At 55.6% G+C, this 21119-nt stretch carries 19 protein-coding genes and 1 tRNA gene; 10 read left to right on the top strand and 10 right to left on the bottom strand.

The window, feature by feature from the left end; genetic code table 11:
* Positions 1-43 precede the first annotated feature (43 nt).
* From CA85_RS02795 to CA85_RS02775, 5 genes are all read right to left on the bottom strand, one after another.
* Positions 44-757: an ABC transporter permease gene (locus CA85_RS02795; protein WP_186774702.1), complete on the bottom strand. Its 714-nt coding sequence runs from the start codon at positions 755-757 to the stop codon at positions 44-46.
* 55 nt (positions 758-812) lie between these two features.
* The gene (locus CA85_RS02790; RefSeq protein ID WP_146389740.1) at positions 813-1730 is read right to left on the bottom strand and encodes an ABC transporter ATP-binding protein; all 918 of its coding nucleotides are present in this window, start codon (positions 1728-1730) and stop codon (positions 813-815) included.
* Between the two features lie 55 nt (positions 1731-1785).
* Positions 1786-2523 (bottom strand): hypothetical protein, encoded by a 738-nt coding sequence (locus tag CA85_RS02785; RefSeq protein ID WP_146389739.1) that lies wholly within the window; start codon positions 2521-2523, stop codon positions 1786-1788.
* An 872-nt stretch (positions 2524-3395) separates the two neighbouring features.
* A complete protein-coding gene (locus CA85_RS02780) occupies positions 3396-3869 on the bottom strand; it encodes a hypothetical protein (protein ID WP_146389738.1) in 474 nt (157 codons plus the stop codon).
* 253 nt (positions 3870-4122) lie between these two features.
* Positions 4123-5886 (bottom strand): hypothetical protein, encoded by a 1764-nt coding sequence (locus CA85_RS02775; protein ID WP_186774701.1) that lies wholly within the window; start codon positions 5884-5886, stop codon positions 4123-4125.
* A gap of 429 nt (positions 5887-6315) precedes the next feature.
* Here CA85_RS02775 and CA85_RS02770 point away from each other — a divergent pair, with 429 nt between their 5' ends.
* The 8 genes from CA85_RS02770 to CA85_RS02735 all read left to right on the top strand — a co-directional run bounded on the left by CA85_RS02770 (position 6316) and on the right by CA85_RS02735 (position 14546).
* Positions 6316-7164 (top strand): hypothetical protein, encoded by an 849-nt coding sequence (locus CA85_RS02770; protein ID WP_146389736.1) that lies wholly within the window; start codon positions 6316-6318, stop codon positions 7162-7164.
* Positions 7161-8327, top strand: a complete 1167-nt coding sequence (locus CA85_RS02765) for a DoxX family protein (RefSeq protein ID WP_146389735.1) — start codon at positions 7161-7163, stop codon at positions 8325-8327. The genes CA85_RS02770 and CA85_RS02765 overlap by 4 nt, the downstream gene beginning before the upstream one ends.
* Positions 8252-8809: a hypothetical protein gene (locus CA85_RS02760; protein WP_146389734.1), complete on the top strand. Its 558-nt coding sequence runs from the start codon at positions 8252-8254 to the stop codon at positions 8807-8809. Before CA85_RS02765 ends, CA85_RS02760 begins: the two co-directional genes overlap by 76 nt.
* Before the next feature lie 663 nt (positions 8810-9472).
* Complete coding sequence (locus CA85_RS02755; protein WP_146389733.1) at positions 9473-10540, top strand: hypothetical protein; 1068 nt, start codon at positions 9473-9475, stop codon at positions 10538-10540.
* A gap of 79 nt (positions 10541-10619) precedes the next feature.
* Positions 10620-11594: a DUF1559 domain-containing protein gene (locus CA85_RS02750; RefSeq protein WP_186774700.1), complete on the top strand. Its 975-nt coding sequence runs from the start codon at positions 10620-10622 to the stop codon at positions 11592-11594.
* 46 nt (positions 11595-11640) lie between these two features.
* Positions 11641-12645, top strand: a complete 1005-nt coding sequence (locus CA85_RS02745; RefSeq protein ID WP_146389731.1) for a WD40 repeat domain-containing protein — start codon at positions 11641-11643, stop codon at positions 12643-12645.
* On the top strand, positions 12642-13592 hold the full coding sequence (locus CA85_RS02740; protein WP_146389730.1) for a sulfotransferase domain-containing protein: 951 nt from the start codon (positions 12642-12644) through the stop codon (positions 13590-13592). The genes CA85_RS02745 and CA85_RS02740 overlap by 4 nt, the downstream gene beginning before the upstream one ends.
* 6 nt (positions 13593-13598) lie before the next feature.
* The gene (locus CA85_RS02735) at positions 13599-14546 is read left to right on the top strand and encodes a lysylphosphatidylglycerol synthase domain-containing protein (RefSeq protein WP_146389729.1); all 948 of its coding nucleotides are present in this window, start codon (positions 13599-13601) and stop codon (positions 14544-14546) included.
* Between the two features lie 149 nt (positions 14547-14695).
* Here CA85_RS02735 and CA85_RS02730 read toward each other — a convergent pair whose 3' ends face one another.
* A complete protein-coding gene (locus CA85_RS02730) occupies positions 14696-15133 on the bottom strand; it encodes an ATP-binding protein (RefSeq protein WP_246112432.1) in 438 nt (145 codons plus the stop codon).
* Positions 15134-15774: 641 nt separating this feature from the next.
* Positions 15775-16023: a hypothetical protein gene (locus tag CA85_RS02725; RefSeq protein WP_146389728.1), complete on the bottom strand. Its 249-nt coding sequence runs from the start codon at positions 16021-16023 to the stop codon at positions 15775-15777.
* A gap of 245 nt (positions 16024-16268) precedes the next feature.
* Here CA85_RS02725 and CA85_RS02720 point away from each other — a divergent pair, with 245 nt between their 5' ends.
* Positions 16269-16913: a DUF3800 domain-containing protein gene (locus CA85_RS02720; RefSeq protein WP_146389727.1), complete on the top strand. Its 645-nt coding sequence runs from the start codon at positions 16269-16271 to the stop codon at positions 16911-16913.
* Between the two features lie 281 nt (positions 16914-17194).
* On the opposite strand, the gene CA85_RS26070 is transcribed toward CA85_RS02720, so the two are convergent.
* The 3 genes from CA85_RS26070 to CA85_RS02705 all read right to left on the bottom strand — a co-directional run bounded on the left by CA85_RS26070 (position 17195) and on the right by CA85_RS02705 (position 18331).
* A complete protein-coding gene (locus CA85_RS26070) occupies positions 17195-17470 on the bottom strand; it encodes a hypothetical protein (RefSeq protein ID WP_146389726.1) in 276 nt (91 codons plus the stop codon).
* Positions 17395-17904 (bottom strand): helix-turn-helix domain-containing protein, encoded by a 510-nt coding sequence (locus CA85_RS02710; protein ID WP_186774698.1) that lies wholly within the window; start codon positions 17902-17904, stop codon positions 17395-17397. The genes CA85_RS26070 and CA85_RS02710 overlap by 76 nt, the downstream gene beginning before the upstream one ends.
* A 353-nt stretch (positions 17905-18257) precedes the next feature.
* Positions 18258-18331 (bottom strand) — tRNA-Arg (locus CA85_RS02705).
* A gap of 242 nt (positions 18332-18573) precedes the next feature.
* Between CA85_RS02705 and CA85_RS02700 the strand changes: the two genes are divergently transcribed.
* The gene (locus CA85_RS02700) at positions 18574-21069 is read left to right on the top strand and encodes a type IA DNA topoisomerase (protein ID WP_146389725.1); all 2496 of its coding nucleotides are present in this window, start codon (positions 18574-18576) and stop codon (positions 21067-21069) included.
* Positions 21070-21119 lie beyond the last annotated feature (50 nt).

The raw sequence follows: 21119 nt of genomic DNA, 5'->3' as shown, positions 1-21119 counted from the left end.
CTTCTTCATCTAAAATAAACCCAACAAGACAACCCGAGGCGACTCAAAGTATTTCGCGACTGCGGAAACACACCCAGCTCGACACGATCATGATCAGCCCCGTGGCGATCGAAACACCGGAATAGAGGTGAACCGAATCAATTTCGTACAGCGACGAAGATTTGCGCTGCGCAAAAGCGATCGCCACCTGCATCCCAACCGGGATGATGAACGCGGCCAGCGTGCACACGCCCGAACTGGTCGAAAAGAACGAAATCGAATAGCCGGTAGCGATCGTAAGGAATGCGGCGGCGGCGAACCACAGAAGTGAGGGGAATCGTTCGGCGACTTCAGAGGGCAACTGCGAGCCGCGTCCCATGAAGTGTCCCGCCGCAATGGTGGAGAGAACGATCCATCCCAAGACAAATGTTACGCCGATCATCACCACCAGTTTGCTCGCGAAGATCTGGGTACGGGTCGGCGGAAGGATCGACAGAAAACGAATTGATTCATCGGCTCGTTCACCGGCCATGATGGTCCCGGAAAGGACCGCCAACATGGGCAACGCCATGAACATGGAAAAATACCCGCCCGCAACCATCGCCACCGAAGCCCCTGAGGCTTCGGGTTGCGAGCCCCGCAGGTTCTCATCTGAGAACACAGCGAAAGCCAACGCATACGACGCGACGACCCCAACGACGAGCAAGGCGATGGGAAATGAACTGACACGGAAGTCCTTTTTGGTCAACGAAACCAGGGTGCGTACCGCAACCTTCATCCCCTTCGAACTTGAATGACCCCGTCCAACTCTATTTGATCGACTCATTTTCGACTCATTTCCCCGAACCCTCCGATGGACTGACCCCGCGAACGTAGTCCTTGAACAACTCGCTTAGCGACACCGTCGACACATCGCTCACCCGATGGCGGCCGTCTTCGGCCATGGAGGCAACGATGGCCGGATCGAAATCTGAAACCGTGATGATCCAATCCGATTGCACCTTGCGTCGACACACCACGTGGTCGGCCTGAATAGGGATAGACCCCAGGTTTTCTCCGATCACCCTGATGCGGCGTGTGGTATTGACTAGGTCCGCCACAGCCCGATGAACGAGAACTCTGCCCTCGTGGATGATAATAACCTCGTCTGCAAGTTCGCTCACCTCATCGAGTTGATGACTGGAAAAAAGTACGGTTTGTGAGTCTCGAAAAACCGATTCGGCGACGCACTCCGTGAAATCCTGCCGTGCGAGGGGATCCATTCCGGTCAACGGTTCATCCAGTATCAACAATTCGGGTTGATGACCCAACGCCACCAACAATGACAGTTTGGCGAGCATTCCGGATGACAAATGTGAGACCCTTCGTTTAAGGTCGAGGTTGAACCGATTCGAAAGCCGGCCAACGAACGGTTCATCCCACGCCGAATACATCGGCCTGACAAAATTCAGGATTTGGCCGACCGTCATCCACTTGTAAAACTGGGATGCCTCTGGGACGAACCCTACCCGAGCGCGTATCTCATGCGACATCGTTTGCGGATCGAGACCCAGGATTTTCAGCTCCCCGCCGGAGGGGCGGAGGTTACCGACCGCCAATTTCAACAGCGTGCTTTTTCCCGCCCCGTTGATTCCCAGCAGGCCAACTGTCTTACCTTGGTCAATCCGGATCGTCACCGAATCGAGTGCCAGATTCGACCGGAATCGTTTACTCAACTCGATGGATTGAAGGGCTGACACCGAACTTGCCATCGGTCATGCTCGTTTTGCGGAGGTGAATGAAATAAAACAGGGCACGAATTCGACTCTAGTTTGTAGAGTGCCCGCCTTTGCTCTTCGCGTAAAATCTGTGGTATAGCAACACCAACAAGCCGATAGCAAGGATTGCATTGGACAGGAGGATCAACTTCCAACCTGTAGACAGACGGACCGGCTCGACGGCCACCTCGGGAAGCCCATAGTGCGTCAACGTAAACTCCGAATCGTCGACGCCGTCAAACGCCACCTCGGCGATGTCGCACTTAACCTCCCGCGTCATACCATCGCTTGAAATGGTTTGTTCGACGCGTGAAGGGATCGTCGCAATATTTCGGCTACGGTAATCGATCGATGCCGAGATCCGCACCGGAGACGATTTTCCCCGGCCGATGACGTTGGGTCGCGCGGTGACGCTGTAATTTGCGAGCGCGTAATGCCAATTTGGAACCAGCGTCATCGTTCCGCTCATCGCCGGAGGAGTCGCTTGTCCGAATCCTTCGGCCGACCATTGTTTCAAGTCTTCAGCCGTAGGGGTGTAGTCAAATTCGACTAAAAGGGCTTCCGGTCGATTTGTCATTCCGTTTTTTTTGGTAGAACGGACTAGTGTCAGACCCTCGGAATTGATGAGCATGTCAAGCGGTAGCGTCGCGATTTTTCCTGGCACTGAGAACACCGAGTGCGTCATCTCATCGATGACCGCCGGTAAATTTGCGGAGATGCCGTAATTCGGGCCGGCATCGCGGATGACCCAACCACCGGCTGATGCTTGATTGGAAGCCGACGTCAACTGGAAGCCATATCGCGGATTGATGGCAAAGACACGATCCGAGTGGCCCCCGTTTTCAGTCAGGTTTCGAACTTCCAGCGATTGTTGGCTGCCCTTTCGCTTGTAGATCAGTCCATGAGTTAGAACGGTTTTCTTGCCCCCACTGTTGATGGTTTTGATCGAAGTTGCCTCGGCTCGCATCGTCTCCGTCCTGGCCGCGACCTGCGACCAGGCGGTGGCGGTTGCTTCGCGGAGTCGGGCGAGTGGGTCGTCGGCGAGACTCTCCTGAGCCGCAACCGCCAAAAAACAGGCGATCGCGATACCAAACCAACACGACAAATGTCTCGGATGGGTCGAACCGCCGGTGGGAGCCCGGTGGCTACGTAAACCACCTGGCAGACCGGTTCGATCCCAAGTCGCATCCCATGACGCTACGTTGCCTCGTCGGCTCTCGCGTTGACGTTGAATGATGAACGATCGTATGTTCAACGGCCACCGTGCGTTAAGTGATGGAAGCATATATTCAATCATATGTATGTGATAGAGCCTGGATTGGCTGAAAAGCATCGACACCGCAAGCTCAGGGCGAACTGCCCTGAGCTTGCGAAAATCTTGGCCTGAGGTCCGTCAGCACTGCACGGGAGCGGTCGGGAGATCAGGTGCATCCACAGGCAAAGACTCCCCAAGTACAAAAACAATCACCGCACGAGGTGCAGTCGAGGCACTGTCGATTCCAACAATCAAGCGGATTGTAGGCATAAGCTGGCTTAGACGTTACGACAAGCGATGCGCCGAGCAACAATAGCGTCATCGATAGGCCGAGTGAACATTTTGCACTGCGAATTAACAACTTTGACATGTGACAACCTTGCGACAAGGAGGCGAAATTGGAGTTACTGCCGCCAACGAACGTCGCCTCCGATGCGTTCGCTACCGACATGATTTGTAAACAACACGAATTCGTGCTCGTGGGACTGGCCTTCACCTGAGGGATAGGTGGTAACGAGCAGTTGGACCGCCGTTCGTTCGCCGGGGGGAACAGATACTGGCAGCTTTGGAAAAGACAGGCATTGGCAACTACCACGACCGCCAACCACTTGAATTTGCTCTGCTGTTGAGTTTGCAATTGTCACATTAGCCCTGTGTCTGCCGACTGTAAGACGACCGAGTTCAATCGATGAATCTGAAACCCGCACGGCTGGACCGCGGACGTTCTCAATGGCCTGCGAAATGGAGCCGTATCGAAATACTGCAACGGCGGTCACCGCCAATGCCGAAAACGCAAATGACAAGGCGGCAAGTGAAGAATGCTTCAGGACTGCTCTGAGCCCCTGAGATACCCGATCGATAACTCGTCTATTTAGCATTTTGAACTTCCATTTATCGGGCCTTCGGTATTGATCGATGTTTCGTCATCACAGCAAAGCTATCGTTCACCTTCCGCGACGTACGTAACGACCAAGATGTCGATGCGTGCCTGTACCACCGTTTATATTTATTCAATCGACTTTAATCAAACTCGCATCGTGCGAGTTTGATCTTGATGGTTGCCACACCGGGTCACCGGACTCCGTCCGCCTCAAGCCTGGAAAATGCGTTGTTGCGCGCGACGGTTGGGCTCTAGTCCTGCGAATGCGGCGTGTCCAGCGTCGACTCTACGCGATACAGCAGGGAGTCTGGATCGGGCTGCTGAGCCGGTGTCTTGTCCCAAAAGAAGCGATTGCTCTGCAGCGTCACCGGAAATCCAGAGATCAGGTACCAGCCGGGTTGCCGTGGCACCGGATTGCGGATTCCCGGCGGATAATGCCAACCCACCGACGTGAACACGTCGGGTTCGTCCTTTAGCAACGCTTCGGGGTTCCCCAGAGATGAACGGAACAGCACCGTCATCGGTCGCTGTTCAGGATGCTTCTTTACCCAGTCAACCATCCGGTAGGTGCTCTGCCCCCAGTCGACGTTGCTGTGACTAAGATGACGCCAGCCGTTGTCCGGGCCGCCAGCCAATGGATTGAAAAAGGTGTGAGCCAGTCCCAGGTGCGTCGCGTGGAACCAGAGCGTGCCGGATAGGCAAATCGCTGCCAATCCGATCGCGAATCGCCCCGGCAAAACTACCGCCACACGCGATGCGACGATGAACAGAAACCCGTACGCGGGAAGCACGTAGCGAACGTGGTGCGTGAAGCCTGTCTGGAAGCTGACCAAGGCGACGAAGACGATTGCGATCAAAAGCGGTAGCCATTCCAGCGAAAAACGTTTCCCGCGGCGGAGCCAATCGAGAGCCAGGCTGCCCAGTCCAGCCGTGATCAACAGCCAGTAACCAATCGGCATCTTCACCGCCATCGCGTACAGATGGAAATACCACCAACCACCGTGCTGCCACTTGCCTCGAAGGTAACAGGGCATGCCTTGCTCGAATTCCCATTTTAAATAGTCCAGCCCATAAACCATCTCCGCGGGCAAAGGAACCGGAACCCAAGCAAACCAGCCGCCTGCGAATCGATTGGCCGTTTGACCGGAAACGATATCCCTTCCGCTTAATGACTCGCTAATGAACTCAAAATGCCCCAGCCGCGTCCCAGAGCCGTCAAAGCCATAGCACCAATTGATCAACAGCACCGTCAGCGAAAACGAGAGCAGGAGCCGAAGCGAATCAAACGCTGCCACAGCAACCCGGCGCGCGATGGGAGCGCTGCCGAGCCATCGAAGCCGCTCACCGGCTGACTCACGTTTGAAGAAGGCGTCGTGGACCAAGGTGAGCAGCGGCAATCCCACTAACAGAAACAACCACGAAAACTTGCAAAGCACCGCAAAGGCGACCGCGGCGGCGACAGCCCATGGAAACGGTCGCTCTCGTTGGATCAGCCAACTCCAGAACACGTAGCCGGCGAGCAGTCCGCTGGCCGTCGCCGGCAGGTCCGGCGCAACGACGGCTGAGTTGGCAATGATGTCCGGATTGAAGGTCCACAGCATCGCGGCGACCCAGCCGGCACATCCGCCATAAAGCTGACTCGACCATTTCGAGACCACCCAGAGCCCCAGCAAAAAGAACCCCGCCATGGTGCCGCGTGTCCACAACAGATAGCGGCGGAGATGCTCGTGATTGTCGCGCACCCACTGGTGGGCGAACTGATACTCGTTTCGGACGTAGCGAGACTCCGAGTAATGCCAATCGATCTCGGGCCGGTCCAGCAGCAGCGGAATCGCCGCGATCATTCGCGGCAACGGCGGATTGACCCGGTAGGCATCCATCCGGCCCGTTTCGAGATGGTAAAGCCCGGCGGGAATGTGTGCGGCTTCGTCGTTGCACCATCCCGAGCGAACCACCTGGAGTCCCCAAAGGGTCAGTGCGGCTAACCCAAGAGCCACTAAGGCAAGTGGCCTCACCGCGCTGTATCCAAGAAAGTCGATCGTTCTTCGCATTGCCAAAGCTTAGCGTCACCGGATCAACCATGGTCGATCGCGACCGCCACGCCGGGTAGAGGCAGTTTCAAACTCGCACGCTGCGAGTTTGAAAATCGGCTCCGATCTCGGTCGCACCACTCGGTTTTGCCGGTCATGTCGTGCATTCTCTCAGCCCATCGACCGGTGGCTTGTCGCCATTGAATCCCACTCCCTGGATACAGACTGCCTTCATCCCATGATCATGCTCGCCGAAATTCTGCGTCGAGATCGGATGCGAGTGACGACACGACGCGCCGTCGCTAGGGCGATTCGCTTGTCAACCCCCCCCCCCGAAAATGCTTGCCTTTTTCTCACGAGACCGCTATAACAGGGCAATGTAAAAATCTTTCTCATTGGCCGCGGGGCGACTCCATGCACGACGCAGCAATTTTAGCAGACGATTCCGTGTCGGGAGGAAAACTGGCGATCATCAACCGGATGGCAGAGGAGCAGACGGTCGCGTCGGGAGGCTCAACCGACTGCACCATTGCGGTAGTCGAAGCGATGAGCGTGGCGATCGATCATTGCGACGATATCGATGAACTGCAGCGCGGGTTGCCCGCTGCCGCCTATTTGAAGGATTTGCTGCGGCAGTCCTCCGCCTCATTGACCAAGCTCAATGAGGCCGCCTCGCTGCGCCTTCGCATCATGCGGAAGATCGGTCTTCTGCTCAGGGAGTTGAACCTGCGGGGCGGCGACCGCAGATCAAACTCGCACGCTGCGAGTTTGAAATTAGAGGACCTCAATTTGAAGAAAGACTTCGCTTCCCGCTGCCGGAAAATTGCGTCCCTGGACGATCGAATTTTCAGTACGGCCATCGAAGCCGCCATCGAATCCGAGCATGAGTTGACCGCCGTGTTGTTCTACCGCTTGGCCGAAGCGCAAAAACGAAGGGAATCGGGTCCCGAGACTGACGATCCCGATCCCCCGGTCGACTCAGCAAACAGCCTGGTGTCTCTTACCGGCGTTATCGTTTCCCCAGTGGTCCATGCCGGTCCGACGCCCATCGGATATCGACTGATTCGCGAAGAGGACTTCGAGGAACTTCACGGGAGTGCCGAAATGCTGTCGCGTTTACTTGGTGACGCCATTATTGACGCCATGCTTAGGTACCTTGAGCGCGAGGCAGACGACCGCTGCACCGGCGTGAAGCAAATCCCACGATACCTGCGTCAATTGCAGGACGCCCTCGGCCATGTCTCCAAGGCGGAAGACGCATGAGCCACATCGCAGCGGCAAACGACCGAATCGCGCACCGGGATCGCTTTCATCAATCCGCCGTCGTGGATGAGGCAACGAATCCTACAACTGAAGGAGTCATTGCGTCGCCTACCACGGACAAGCTCGCCGACGATGGACCGTGCAAACGCATGATTGGTCTCTGGCAGGCGGTAAACGGAACGCTGCAGCCTTGGCCGGTCGTCCGCATGCTCCTTGCTGCATTGCTTCTAGTGACCGGAGTGCTGAAAGCGACGCATTCAGCGGAACTGCTCGCTTCCGGGGGTTTGTTGGGCTCGCCCGCCGCGATCGCATCGGCCGTCGGCCTTGAATGGTTTGCCGCCGCCTTCATCGCCATCGGCCCGGTTAGGCTCGCTCAGCGGTTTGCGTTCGTTTTGTTCTCCGTATTCACGCTTGTGGCCACATGGGCGTGGTGGACCGATCAAGATTGTGGCTGTTTCGGCCCGCAAACACCCAAGGGCGTCCCGCTGTTGATCGACACGGCGGCATTGCTGCTGGTGGCTTGGTCGGTGCGGAGCCAACGCAAGTCAGCGAGGGTCGCAGGGCCCGCCTTTCAGTCGTTGCGGGCATCACTCGTCGCCGGATCGATGCTGGCCGCACTAAGCGGTGGCTTCACGGCGTGGAATATCAATCATCAAGCCACCGCAAAAGCGATGCCCTCATGGTTCGGGGAAAACTTGATCGGAAAGGAGTTTCCGCTGCTTGCAGATCCGCGATTCGCTGCTCTCGTTCCCGAGCAGGGCGAGGTATTGATTGTCATGCTTCGTCCTGACTGCGAGCATTGCCGGGAACTGGTGGAGCAGTGGTCGACTACTCGGCAAGAATTACGGTCAACGACGAAGGTCATCGGAATCTCAGTTTCGCCCGGTCGCTGGACGGTGATGCCCGATTTGATAGCGGCGGTGCCAACGAATAAATCGGCTGACACCGTGATTACTTGGAAAGACACCGAACCGTTCGTCGCTTCGCCTCGTGTCGTTGCTCTAAAAAATCGAATAGTCACTGATGTTCAACCGACACTTAAGAATTTCGGCGTACAGGGAGTGTCAGATCATCACCAAGACTATCGATGGCAGGTATCGCCAGCAGTTCGCTCGCTGAAAAGAAATTTAATTCAAAAGTACATCAACAACTACGCTGCGTGATAGTATCGATCATGCGGGTGCCTCTCAAGACAGCAACAGTAAAAACTTCACACCCTACATACTGGCCAAAATTGAAAAAGCCTTGCAGATTGTCTACCGGGACCGTATTTGCTTTCGCGGCACTAGCGATTACCTGTGCTGTCGGAGGTGCTTTCATGTTTCTACAAAAGCCTGTTGTAGTAATCACGTCATCGAGCGATCTTACAGCCGCAACGAGTGGAGAACTGACCGACCTGTCTGTAACGTTGCGAAACACATCAAATCGGGACATCAATATCATCGGTTCCAGCCTTGAATGCAACTGCCATCTCGGCATCGCGTTGCCTGCAAAGCTTCCATCGGGGCAAGTGCTGTGCGTTCCGTTCAAATCAAAAATTGGTCGAGCGTTCGAGTCGACAACTAAACCAGTTTATTTTTACCTCGATCACCCTGAGCAAATATCGGTTAAGATTCAAGTCGTGGGAACGTTTCCCGCGCATTAGTTTTCGAGAATCTAATTGAGTTGGAGTGTTTGGTTGTGAAGTTGAAAGATGTCTTAATGGCGGGGTTGGTAACGGTAATGGTCGGTGGAACTCTTCCGCCCATCTGTCATGCATCGGACGAAGTCGAAAACAGGTGCGATCCGTCGGGTGATCCCGACGAAGATAGCTGTGCTTGCGGAGGCGATTGCAAGTCCGGTGGCCTCGTTTATGACGGGTGCTTCTCAAAAGAAGTGCGTATTACAAATCCTGATGGATTTAGTGAGTATGTCTGTGGTTGTGAGTGCGGAACGGTTGACGACTAACCCGGATCGAACCTCTTACGTTCGCTGCTTAGCATCGCGTGAACAACAAGTACGACAGGCTTTCAGTCTGTCGCGTCGGATTGACATGCTGAAAGCCTGTAATAGAAGAAGAATGCGTCAGTAGTTGTTCACATGATGCTTGGCGAAAACTCCTGCGTCACATGGTGCAACTCACTTGAGATCAACGCTGGTTCCGATGTGATGCTTTGGTTCCCGCTCGAAGCTTGGATCACCGATTTATTGAGTCATTGCGATACCGGTTGCTCAGTATACCATAGCTACGCAGCGGTTGAGATTTGCATTTTCGCCGCAGTTTTGGTTCGGATTTGTCCACGTTTCGTCTTGGCTTAATGGTGGTGTCATGCTAGTCCCTCAGGCACAGACTTGCCGTTCAATAGTTGTTGTCGTGTTTTTTGCCTGGCAATTGCACCCCCGATCGCTGGTTTTGGGGTCGGAGGATGACCGCCGTGTCCAAAGCCAGGCAGTTGCTTGCCTCAAAATCCAACAGCGGTTCCTGCAGTCAGATGCATTACGAAACGGCTATCCGGACGTGACGATCTCGACGGATGAGTCGCGATACTTCAATTCCAGCGCACCGTTTTCTCAAGTGATGGTTCGCGAGAAATTGGGATTTGAGCACGGAGGACACGTGATCGAAGTTTTGCCGCAGATTGGGTCGGCATCATCAGTCGAGCAAACTGTAAGCGTCGTAAACGACTCTTATGCGTTCATGCTGAAGGCAGCCACGAAAGCCCCCGAACGCTGGCTCATAAATAGACTGCAGCTCGACCTCGAAGACCCTGGCGACTTCGATTTAGCAGAGATCGGCTATCTGGGTTCTTTTAAACAGGCAACTCCAGATATTGATAGCCACGAGGTCGTACGCACCTACTATCTAAAGCTTAAGGTAAACCTTAGAGACATAGTTGACGGCGACCATTTGACAAAAGTGCGATATAAAGAAGATGAATCGTCTAAGCAGTTTGATTTTCAATTGCCGCTGAAGCCTTTTCGGCGGGGTGGTAACCAAATAACAGTTCCAGAGGACGTAGCAGCGGTCCTGCGACTTGACAGAGACACGTGTCTACCAACACAGCTTTTCGTTAGCTTTGCTCACGAATCGGGGCAGTATGAAGCAGTAACCGACATCGACTATCAAATTGCAGACAAGAGGATTATCGGAAAGAATGAGATCCACATGCTGACGATTCAGCGACCTGATTCGGCTGACAAGGTCTATAAAATGGAGCGGAGAATACGCTACGACTATGATGCAATACCTCGCCAAGAATTTACGCTATCGCATTATGGGCTGCCCGAGCCTGGTGGAAGGGCCTGGACCGCAAACTGGTTGTTCTGGGTGAGTGGTGTCCTCGCTGTAGCGTGTGCTGCTGTACTTATTCTTAAGAATTATAAAAACTTGCCTTGAACGCACAATCTTAAGCTAGGCAGGCTTGAAGATGGAATTACCTACAGTTTTAAAGCCCCATAGTACCGATGTGTTACCGATGCCCGACTCCTTCAAGAGATCATTTGACAAATATCCTTCCTCTTCTGTCGTTCAGCGTTTTGGTTTTACCCTGATCGAACTCCTGGTCGTGATCGGGATCATCGGCATCTTGCTGGCGATCAGTTTGCCTGCAGTGCAAGCGGTGCGGGAGGCGGCTCGCAAGACGCAGTGCCAGAATCACCTGAAACAAGTCGGGCTGGCGTTGGCGAACTATCACAGTGCGTTCGGACGGTTGCCCGCGGCGGCGATTCGGCCCCAGGGGTTTGTCGATAACGCGAGGGATCGGCCTCGGGCGACATGGGCGATCGCAATCCTGCCGATGATCGAACAGGGGCCGCTGTATGACTTGTACGACGCGAGATTCGACACCACAGCGGACGCTAATCGACAGTTTCGCGAAACCAGCGTGGCCTCGTACCGCTGCCCGAGTGATCCTAATGGCGACGTGTTGTTCGAGCCCCGCTCGGGTGCCCGGTTTTCACGCAGCAATTACGCTGCCAACTTCGGTAGTGCAAGTTGGGGACAGCGGTTTTGGGAAGACACTGCGTATCGCGGCGTGATGGGGCAAAACGTTGGCTTGCGACTCACCGACATCCGCGATGGAACGTCGCAGACGGTGGCGGTCGCGGAAATTCGCACGCAAGCCGACTATGGCGACAATCGCGGCGTCTGGGCACACCCGGCCGCTGGTGCGTCGAGCGTGGGGCTCGATTGCGACAAGCAGTGCCGAGGGATCAACGACGAATCTCATTCGGACTGGATTCCCTACTGCACGTCAATGATCGGAAATAACCTAGAATGTCATTCGCAGAACACCGAAGAGTCCAACGCGGGGCCGCGCAGCCTGCATCCCGGCGGTGCGTTTTTGCTATTCTGTGACGGGTCGGTTCGGTTTGCCAGTGAACAAATTAGTGTCGAAGTTTTGGCAGCAGAATTTACCAGCATGAACCAGGAAGTAATTGAGGCTCAGTGATGAATTCCATTTCCCGTTGTCTTCCCGTAGGGTGTGCAATCGCCCTATGAAGAATTGGAAGTTTCTAAAATATCTGCCGCCCTTGCCATCTCGACGGCAGGTGGTGGCCGTGACGATTGGAGCTGTCTTCCTTGGGCTGACCGGTTGGATGCTCAACCGCTGGTTCACGACGGAGTATGACCTGGCCGGCCATCGGGCTGCTCCACACGGTATCGTCTTCGTCGATCAACATGACCTGGTCGCCACCGCTTGCGCGGATCTGCATCTGTACCTATTCTCGGCGACCGATGGCTCGCCAATCCGTCGAATTGGAGGCCATACGAAACGATTGACATCGATTTCGACCTATCAAGACGCTGACGTTGTTGCCACCGGCTCGGCCGATGGCCAGGTCAAGATCTGGTCTTTGCCTCGCGGAATCGAAGAACGGTCGATCATGGCCCATCAAGGCGGTGTTCTGTCGGTTCGTTACAGTCACGACGGTTCGGTGCTGGCCAGTGTCGGCAAGGACAAGACAATCCGTGTATGGGACGCGGCTAACGGTGAAATGGTGACCGAAATCTCGACTGGCAAACCGAATGAGTGTTTAGCAATGAATATGAGCGGCAGTCTCGTCGCGGCAGGCGGCTTTGGCGAAGATCTAGTAATTTGGACGGTCAAGACGGGACGCGAGCTGAAGCGGCTCTCGGGTGACGCGGCGGCGACGTCGGCTTGCTTTTGTTCCGACGGAACGCTTCTGGCCGTTGGTCGCGATAGTGGTGTCGTGGAATTGTGGAACACTGGCACATGGCAACGCCAGCAGAAGTGGCAAGACCATGGTGCCGGCATCAACGATGTGACGTTCTCGGCGGACAGTCGAAAGATGTTCACTGCATCGGGCGACCGCAAGATTGGCGTTTATGACTTGGACAACCAGCTTTTCTTAGGTGTGATCAAAGGTCATCCAAAAAAGGTGCTCTCGGTCGCCACATCCCCGAGCGGCTCGATCGCATCGGCAGGCTACGGTCCGTGGGCGAGACTTTGGACCGACCCACTGGCCGAACTTCAGTGAATCAATTCTGCCCAACTTCGAGTCTTGAGAAGACTTCTTCGACGGACGTTGCCCACTGCGTCTACATTGCTGGAACGGGCCGCAATGGTTCGACCTTGTTAGGCATGCTGCTTTCGAGCGATCCGAGCGTTTTCTTCGCAGGCGAGTTGACGCATATTTGGAAGCGTGGATTTCAGCAAAACCAATTGTGTAGCTGCGGACAACCGTTCCTGTGCTGCGAGTTCTGGCGGGCGGTGGTGAAGGATTGTTTCGGTGACGATTGCGATGCAAAGGTTGCCGAGGCAGCCCGAATCGGCGAAGGAATTAGCTCCTTTCGCAACCTTCCCAGGCTAAAAGTTGGTGCAGCTTTTCGGGCTGATTCCGTTGATCGGTATTGTCGGACCTACAGCGAATTGCTCAAATCCATCGCCCGCGTGTCCGGTTGTCAAACCATCGTTGACAGTTCGAAGTATCCGACGGACATGGGGGCTCTGATACAGGGTGGCGTTCCTCTGCAAGTGATTCATCTGATCCGTGACTGCCGCGCTGTGGTCTATTCATGGAGAACGAGTAAACGACGCCCCGAGATTCACTGGAAGGATGAGGATATGCCGCGATACGGTCCCGTTCAAACCGCGATTGCGTGGCGAGCGTTCAACTCACTGATCGAAAACTTATGCTTGTCCAGCAGCGAAACTTATCGCGTCCTCCGCTATGAAGATTTGATCACGGACCCTACCAAGCACCATGAGCAATTGCTCCAGTGGATCGGCGTTGCCGATCCCGTCCGCAAACCTGAAATCGCTTCGAAAGATCACAGTGTCTCGGGGAACCCATGCCGCTTTAAAAGCGGTCCTCTAAAAGTCACCGGCGACGATCGATGGCGGAAGAATCTTTCACGCTGGGAGCGATCTATCATCAACGTTGTGTGCGGGGCCATGCAGCAGCGATACGGATACGGGGACTGAACCGCAGTGTGGCGATTCAAGCACCTTCGCACTGCGGTTCGAACAATACTAGGACCGGGCCGATACTTCGTCGCCTGTGCCTTGTTGGTATGGCTCGTCCGCAGCGTCACGCCCGAGCAGTGGATGCTCTTCCGCGATCGTTTCAGCATCGGCCTGTTCATTGCGCCGGCCCTTTTGATGGGTACGGCACTTACGATCAACATCGTTCGCTGGAAAGGGCTACTCAAGAATGCCGGCGTCTTGATCGGATTTAGATCGGCAATGCGATTTGGATGCCTCGGATATGCCAGTGCCTTCTTTTCAATTGGAACTCTCGGCGGGGACGTCTTGAAAGCCACCTTTTTGGCAAAGACGCTTCGTGGGCAAGCAAAGCCCATCTTTATTGCGACCGCGATGGACCGCCTCGTCGGCCTCTATTCGCTCTGCGTTTTGGTCGGAATTTGGTTCGCTAGCAAGGAAGTCTTCTTCAGCGGTAGGTTGCACTCCGAATTGCTCGTATTTGGATGGCTGGCAATCGTCGGGGTGGTGATCGGCAGCCCCATTATCTTCCTATGTCGCGTCCGTGCCTTGGCACTCAGCCTGCTTTCTCAGTCGCTGATTGTCGCAAGCGTCTACTGGATTGCAATTGGCGTTCACCGAACTGAAGCTCTGCCATCCATTCTTGATCATTTCATTCTGGTTCCAATCGCGTTGCTAGTCGCCGCGGTGCCCATTTCACCCGGAGGAATTGGAGTCTTCGAAGTCACTTTGGATTGGATGTACGCTCTAGTGGTCACGGCCACGACCACGCTGGCTCCGTCGGGGATTTTAGTCGGTCTTGCCTTCAGCTTTGTGAAGCTACTACTCGCTGCCATTGCAATCGCACTTTACTTTGTGCTGGATTCATCGTCTGCTTTCGATAGCGGCACCAGCCGCACGAATTCCGCCTGCGAAAACCAGTACTTTGAAACTTGAGAGCCAGGCTTGCGTGGGCGGTCCGCGAGACGAATTAAGTATTGCCCGTCTTCGCGTTCAACTGTCACGGGGCGCTTGAAAAGGGACCACCTGTGGGCGCCTGGTCCCTTTTGAAGTTGGTGGTTTGAAATCAGGCGGTTTCGCCTGATCTACGGTGTTTCTTCGGCATCGGTGCCGGGGGGCGTTTTGGCCCCTTTTGAATTATCATCGGCATTTTTCAGACGGTAGCTGCGACCGGCAATCTTCATGATCTCAGCCGACTGCAAGAATCGATCCAGGATCGCACTGGCGCTCGGCACGTCACCAATCAGCTTGCCCCAGTCCTCCAGCGGACGGTTCGTCGTCATCATCGTGCTGCGAACCTCGTGGCGACGCATGCTGATCTCGAACAAGTATTCTCCCGAACGCTTGGGAAGATGCTTCATGCGCATGTCGTCGATGATTAGCAGGTCCGGTTTGAGATAACGCGTCAGCACTTTCTCCTCGCCGCCCATCGCTTCGTCGTGCAAGAAGTCTCGCACTACGTCGAAGATACTGTGGTAGTAGACCACCGCGCCGCTGCGGATCACCGCGTAACCTATCCGCACTTCAAACTGTCGGCAAGCGAGACTCAGGCGTAAACCTTTGGGTCGGCTGGCGACTGACTCCAGACTGGCAACCAAGAGTCGCGAAACTGCTCAGGCAGAAAAGAAGTGTACCCAAAAATTCTGGGTACACCTCAAAAGAGGAATCGACGTAAGTCGAGTACACCCGGAGGGATTCGAACCCCCAACCCTCGGTTCCGAAGATAGGCCTTGGGCCACCCGCAAAACACACTTTTCCAATGGTTTCACGCACTATATCGGCAAAATTAGCTGGTTGCAATCGCTTGCGGTTTGGCGTGGTAGAATGCGATGCTTTCGGGATTTCGCAAACTGGAAGATTCCCGTTTGGGCGAGAGCTAAAATTCAACAGCCGTTGCACCGGGGGGTGACCGGTCCGCTATTCAGTCGGTCGAGTGATCGCCTCGCTGTGACCCGCCGTCAAACGCCCTCTGATCCCTGTTGCCTGATCTGGGATCTGATCACACTCGTGTTCCATCTGATTTTTCGTAAGTGCACCATTGAAAAAACACCATGTTGCTGGCGTCTTGCTGGTTATCGTGATTGCTGGTTGTGATGATTGGTTACAATCGCCCCAGCCACCGCTTCGGCTGCAACCGTCCGATCCAAATCGCGGCTACCCAACATTACGTGAGCCGCCGCCGCGTCCTGACCAAGACAACCGGTTCCTTAATGAGTTCAAAACCAGCCAACCGCGCTGTCAGTGATCGCCATTGGTGTTCATCCGGTCCGGCTTTCCGCCCCCGGAGCGGGCCATCTCGCAATTGACTGGGTTCGATGTCCAGCTTTCCTGCGATCGCCGCTCGCATCGCTTCCATGGAGGGATTGCGATCGCTTTTGGTGAGTTTCCTGCGCCTGCGTCTATGTCGGCTCATGCTCGCACGGTTGCTTGGGACGTGGGCACGTTTGATCACTCCTCGCTGTGTGCGGCGAGTCCCGCGACGGGAGAGTCTATACCGCTTTCAGCGTCTAAGCAAATTTTCAACAGAACGAGATGGGGAGCGCAGCGCCAACTTCCAGTCAAGAGTCGCGAGAAGAGCGAAATGGAGGGGGTGCATCGGGCAAGGGCTGTCAGTAGATTTAACCCATGTGATCCAACAACGCGGTTTAGGAATGCGGCTTGCTTTTGTTTTTTGATGAATCCGGCGACACCGGGATGAAGTTCGGTCAGGGATCGTCGGATCACTTCATTGTCGCCGCAGTATTCTTTCGAGACCGCAACGAAGCGAATCGCTGTGATGAAATCATCAGTGACCTACGCCGGGAACTGAATATCACCAGGAATCGCGGAGAGTTCCATTTCGCGAAAGTTGATGATGGGATTCGAGTAAGGTTTTTCGAGGCGATCGCCGGCGTGGAGTTTGTTTACTCCGCATTTGTTCTGAACAAGCGCAATGTCACTGGACCGGGTTTTCGCGACAAAGCTTCTTGCTACAAGTATCCGACTCGGCTACTTCTGGAGAACTTGGCCCCGCATCTGACAGACGCGACAATCGTGCTCGACAAATGCGGCAACCGAACGTTCTGCAACCAATTGAAGAAATATCTTCAGCAGCATGGAGTCACGGCAGGCGGGCCAAACGCCATCAAGAAAATCAAGCAAGAGAATTCCCACACCAACAATCTGATCCAGTTGGCAGACATGATCTGTGGTGCGGTTGCCCGGTGCTATGCTAGCAACCGCCGCGACAAACGGCGGTACCATGAACTGATCAGGCACAACGAAATGCAGATTCGGGTATGGCCAGACCCGCCGTCCCCCTGAGGCCAGGTTCGGCGCATAAAAAAACCCGACGCCTAGTCCTTTTCGGACACGCACACCTTAGGGTGACTGTTCGGCTGCCGAGTCAATTCCACTAACTAGTATCGTCACTTGCCCGTCAAAAATCAACTGGGTTTTGGAAATTTCTGTCACTTCTGTTCCCTGGTAAGGCTCAGAATGCCGGTTTTCCTAGGTTTTCGATCTTTGGGACGCCCGACTGACGCCAAGAAAATTCGCGGGACAGTTTAATCGCATCAACCGGCATTCCTCCTGCTAGTGGTCCGTCAGAGCCTAAGCTTAGGGTAGGCGGATTTCAGTTTGAAACGCGCGTCGTCAATTTTCATTTGCCAGTCGACACACCTTTGTTTGTTGTTGATGTCGGTCGACCAAGCTTTGATCTCCCTGGCCAACTTCTCGATCGATCCGATACGACGACCGGCAACGCACTGGCGGGTGATGCTGCTGAGCTCATTCTCGGCGATGTTCAGCCAACTGCCATGCTTGGGCGTGTAGCACCAGTTGATCTTAAGCAACGATCGAGCTCGCGGAGCCTCGAACACTTCGTAAAACGCGCCGCGTGTGTGCGTGTTGAGATTGTCGCAAAGATCCCCAGCGTGACGACCTTCTCGGCGAGCAACCGAAGCGACCAATTCGCACAACCCTCCGGCGGCTCACCGAGTCGTGTCGCAATGATCCTTGCTTCTTCCTCGCCGGTGAGGCATTTGGGAACCGCCGGTTCGGCACGCTTCTTCCCATCGAGAGTCTGATCGAACCCGAATTCGACAAACCGTTGTCGGATGTTTTCGACCGCCTTGGTGCGACTGCAAAATACATCGGCGATCGATGCATCGGTCCAAGCGGGTCCATCGGCATCCGCTTTAAGCAAGATGTGAGCCCGGCGCACCTTCTGGCTCGAACCGCTGAGCTTTTTAATGACCGCTTCAAGCTGGCGACGTTCATCTTCGTTCAACCGAACGATATACTTCTTGTGCACGGGGAAACCCTCCGTGCTGCCAAGAGCATCGCGGTTTTCTCAAGTCAGACCAACCCTAATTCTTGATCCTGGCACACCACGAGCTAGAACCTCGGCAATTATCCGATCGTATTCACCGATGGATGTCTTTGATCGCCAGGGGCCAAGCAAATAGTCGCGGCCATTGATGGTGACCCGCGCGGCTCCAGAAGAGTGCTTGCGATATTTCGGGATCGCGTTCGTGAGTTTCGGCATCTGAGCAACTTTCCAAATCGCCAAGCGGGAAAGTTCCCGTTTGGCTCGGCTTAAAAGTGTGCTCGGCAGACGCCTGCCGGTAGGGGTTTGAACCCGCAAATCACGATGTTTTTCTTCAATACACCCGGAGGGATTCGAACCCCCAACCCTCGGTTCCGAAGACCGATGCGCTATCCAGTTGCGCCACGGGTGCATGTGGAATTGGCGGGATGAACGATCTCGGTGACGTCATCGCTGCCAGACGGGTATCATGGCGATAATGACTGGGTTCGACAAGTCCACTGGGCTCAATTTCGCGGCTTCTTAGAGATTTCCTCCACTGCGATCTGGTACGCTCGGCGGTCTCGCCTGCGCTCGCTGGTCGCTGTGAACACCGTAGGCGGACCCTTTTTCGGATTGGGCGTTGGTGCGGGAAGTGAATGCAAAGGGATTGTTGTGAAGGTGATTCTTGCCGAAAAGCCGTCCGTGGCTCGGGATTTGGCGTCGTTCCTGAAGGCCTCGAGCCGGCGGGATGGGTATCTCGAGGGCGGCGGATACCAGGTCACGTGGGCGTTCGGGCACTTGGTCGAACTGGTCGAACCGGGTGACTACGACCCGGCTCTGAAACGCTGGACGCTCGATTCACTGCCCTTCATTCCTGACAACTTTGAGCTGCGCGTCCGCGGCGATGACGGGGCCAAAAAACAGTTTGCGATCATCAAGCGGCTCTTCCGAGCAGCCGACTCGATCATCTGCGCGACCGACGCCGGCCGCGAGGGTGAGCTGATTTTCCGCTACATCTTGACGCTCGCGCGCTGCGGCGACAAACCGGCGCAGCGATTGTGGTTATCGTCGCTCACGCCGAGTGCGATCGGCGCCGCATTCCGCTCCATCCGCCCGCTCGCCGATTACGACGATCTCTACGCGGCAGCGAAATGCCGTAGCCAAGCGGACTGGGTCGTCGGGCTCAACGCCACGCGAAACTACACCGTTCGCTATCGCTCAAAGGGCGGCAGCGACATCGCGTCCCCTTCGCGCAAAGGCAGCAAGCAGACCAAGCAGGGATTGCTGTGGAGTTTGGGGCGTGTGCAAACCCCGGTGCTGGCGATGATCGTCCGCCGCGATGATGAGATTCGGACCTTCCGCCCGGAACCCTTCTTCGAACTCTCAACCAAGTATCGCGAAACGATTTTCCGATTCACGGGAGACCGTTTTCAGCAGCAGAGCGAAGCGGACGCGTTGATGAAGCAGGCTGAAAAGAATCCGCTGCAGATCAAGAAAGTGAACCGGCGAGCGGAGAAATCGCTGCCGCCTCAGCTCTATGATCTCACCGAGCTGCAACGGGACATGAACCGTCGGTATGGAATCTCCGCTGCCGACACACTGGCAGCGGCCCAGTCACTCTACGAAGCCAAGTGCATCACTTATCCGCGGACGGACTCTCGGTATCTGACCCGCGACATGCGGAAGGACATCCCGGGTGTTTTTCAGAAACTCAGCCATTTCAAGCCGCAGGAGATTTCGCGACTCGATCTCAGCTCGCTGCGTTTCTCGAGCAGGATCATCAACGATGCCAAGGTGGCCGACCACCACGCCATCATTCCGACCGGAGCCTCACCGAGCAGCCTCCACGACCGCACCGGTAAGGTCTACGAGGCCATCGTGACGCGCTTCATCGCCGCCTTCTATCCCGATTGCGAGAAGGAGTTAACAGTCGTCGATGCGGCTGCAGGAAAGGTACCGTTTCGCGCGCGGGGAGTGCGTGTGGTGGTGGCTGGATGGACGGCGTTGTACCCGCGAAAACCGAAACGCGAAGAATCGGGCGAGCAACAAACACTGCCGGCATTCGAACTAGGCGAGCGCGGACCGCACGAGCCGTTTGTGAAAGCGGGCGAGACGTCGCCGCCGAAGCATTTCACTGAGAACACGCTGCTCGGTGCGATGGATACGGCGGGCAAACTCGTCGATGAAGAGGAACTGCGGGAGGCGCTCAAGGAGAAAGGGCTGGGGACACCGGCAACCCGGGCTGCGACGATTGAGACGCTACTGCGCCGAAACTACATCGAGCGTGCTAAGAAGAATCTTCTCGCCACCGATCTCGGTCGCTACCTCGTCGCCATCGTCCGGGATCGCAACCTGACGTCCCCCGAGCTGACTGGCGAGTGGGAAGCGAAGCTAAAACAGATTGAAGCAGGTCGATTGTCAGCGGATCTCTTCATGCAGGAGATTGCTGAGTACACCCGCGAGATCGTCCAATCGAGTGACGCAGACTCTCTCGACCATGAGGTCTACGGTCCCTGTCCACGCTGCGGCCAGCCGATCATTGCGGGCAAGCGGGCTTTTGGCTGTTCGGGATGGAAGGCGGGTTGCGATTTCGTGCTCGAGCCAAGCTATCGAGGACAAGATTTGTCGATGCGGCAGATTCGGGAACTGTTGCAGTTCGGGGTAACCAGGAATCCGCTCGAGGTTAACGTTCAACAGCCGTTTCTGTTGGGGCTGGCGACGTCGGGAACGCTGATGGAGATCCCGGTTCCGCAGGGCAACGAGCAGTCCCAGGGAGGTGCTCGAAAGAAAAAGCCTGCGAAGCGGAAAGCGAGTAGCAAGTCAGCTCCCGCCAATCGCGATCGGGCCCAACCATCCTCTGCCAAGGCATCAAACGCCGGGAAGGTCTCGGCCTCGGGTGCGAAGTCCTCCAGCGACCTCGGTGATTGCCCACTATGCGGCAGCCCGGTGACCGAGACGCCCAAAGCGTATAGCTGCAGCCGGTGGCGGGATGGATGTTCGCTGACGATTTGGAAAACGATCGCGGGAAAACGCATCACCGCGTCGATGGCCAGGAAACTCTTGCGCGATGGCGAGACCGCCAAGCTGAAAGGATTCCGATCCAAGGCAGGTAAACGGTTTGACGCGAAACTCAAACTCGCAGCGGGGAAGGTGGAGTTCGAGTTCTGAGCCAAACGCTGGGCAGCCTACGACGCGGGGGCTCGAGTCCAACGCGGCCG

The organism is Allorhodopirellula solitaria (assembly GCF_007859855.1).
Lineage (GTDB): Bacteria > Planctomycetota > Planctomycetia > Pirellulales > Pirellulaceae > Rhodopirellula > Rhodopirellula solitaria.
Note: the sequence above shows the minus strand (reverse complement) of the source record. Positions and strands in the feature narration are given on the sequence as shown.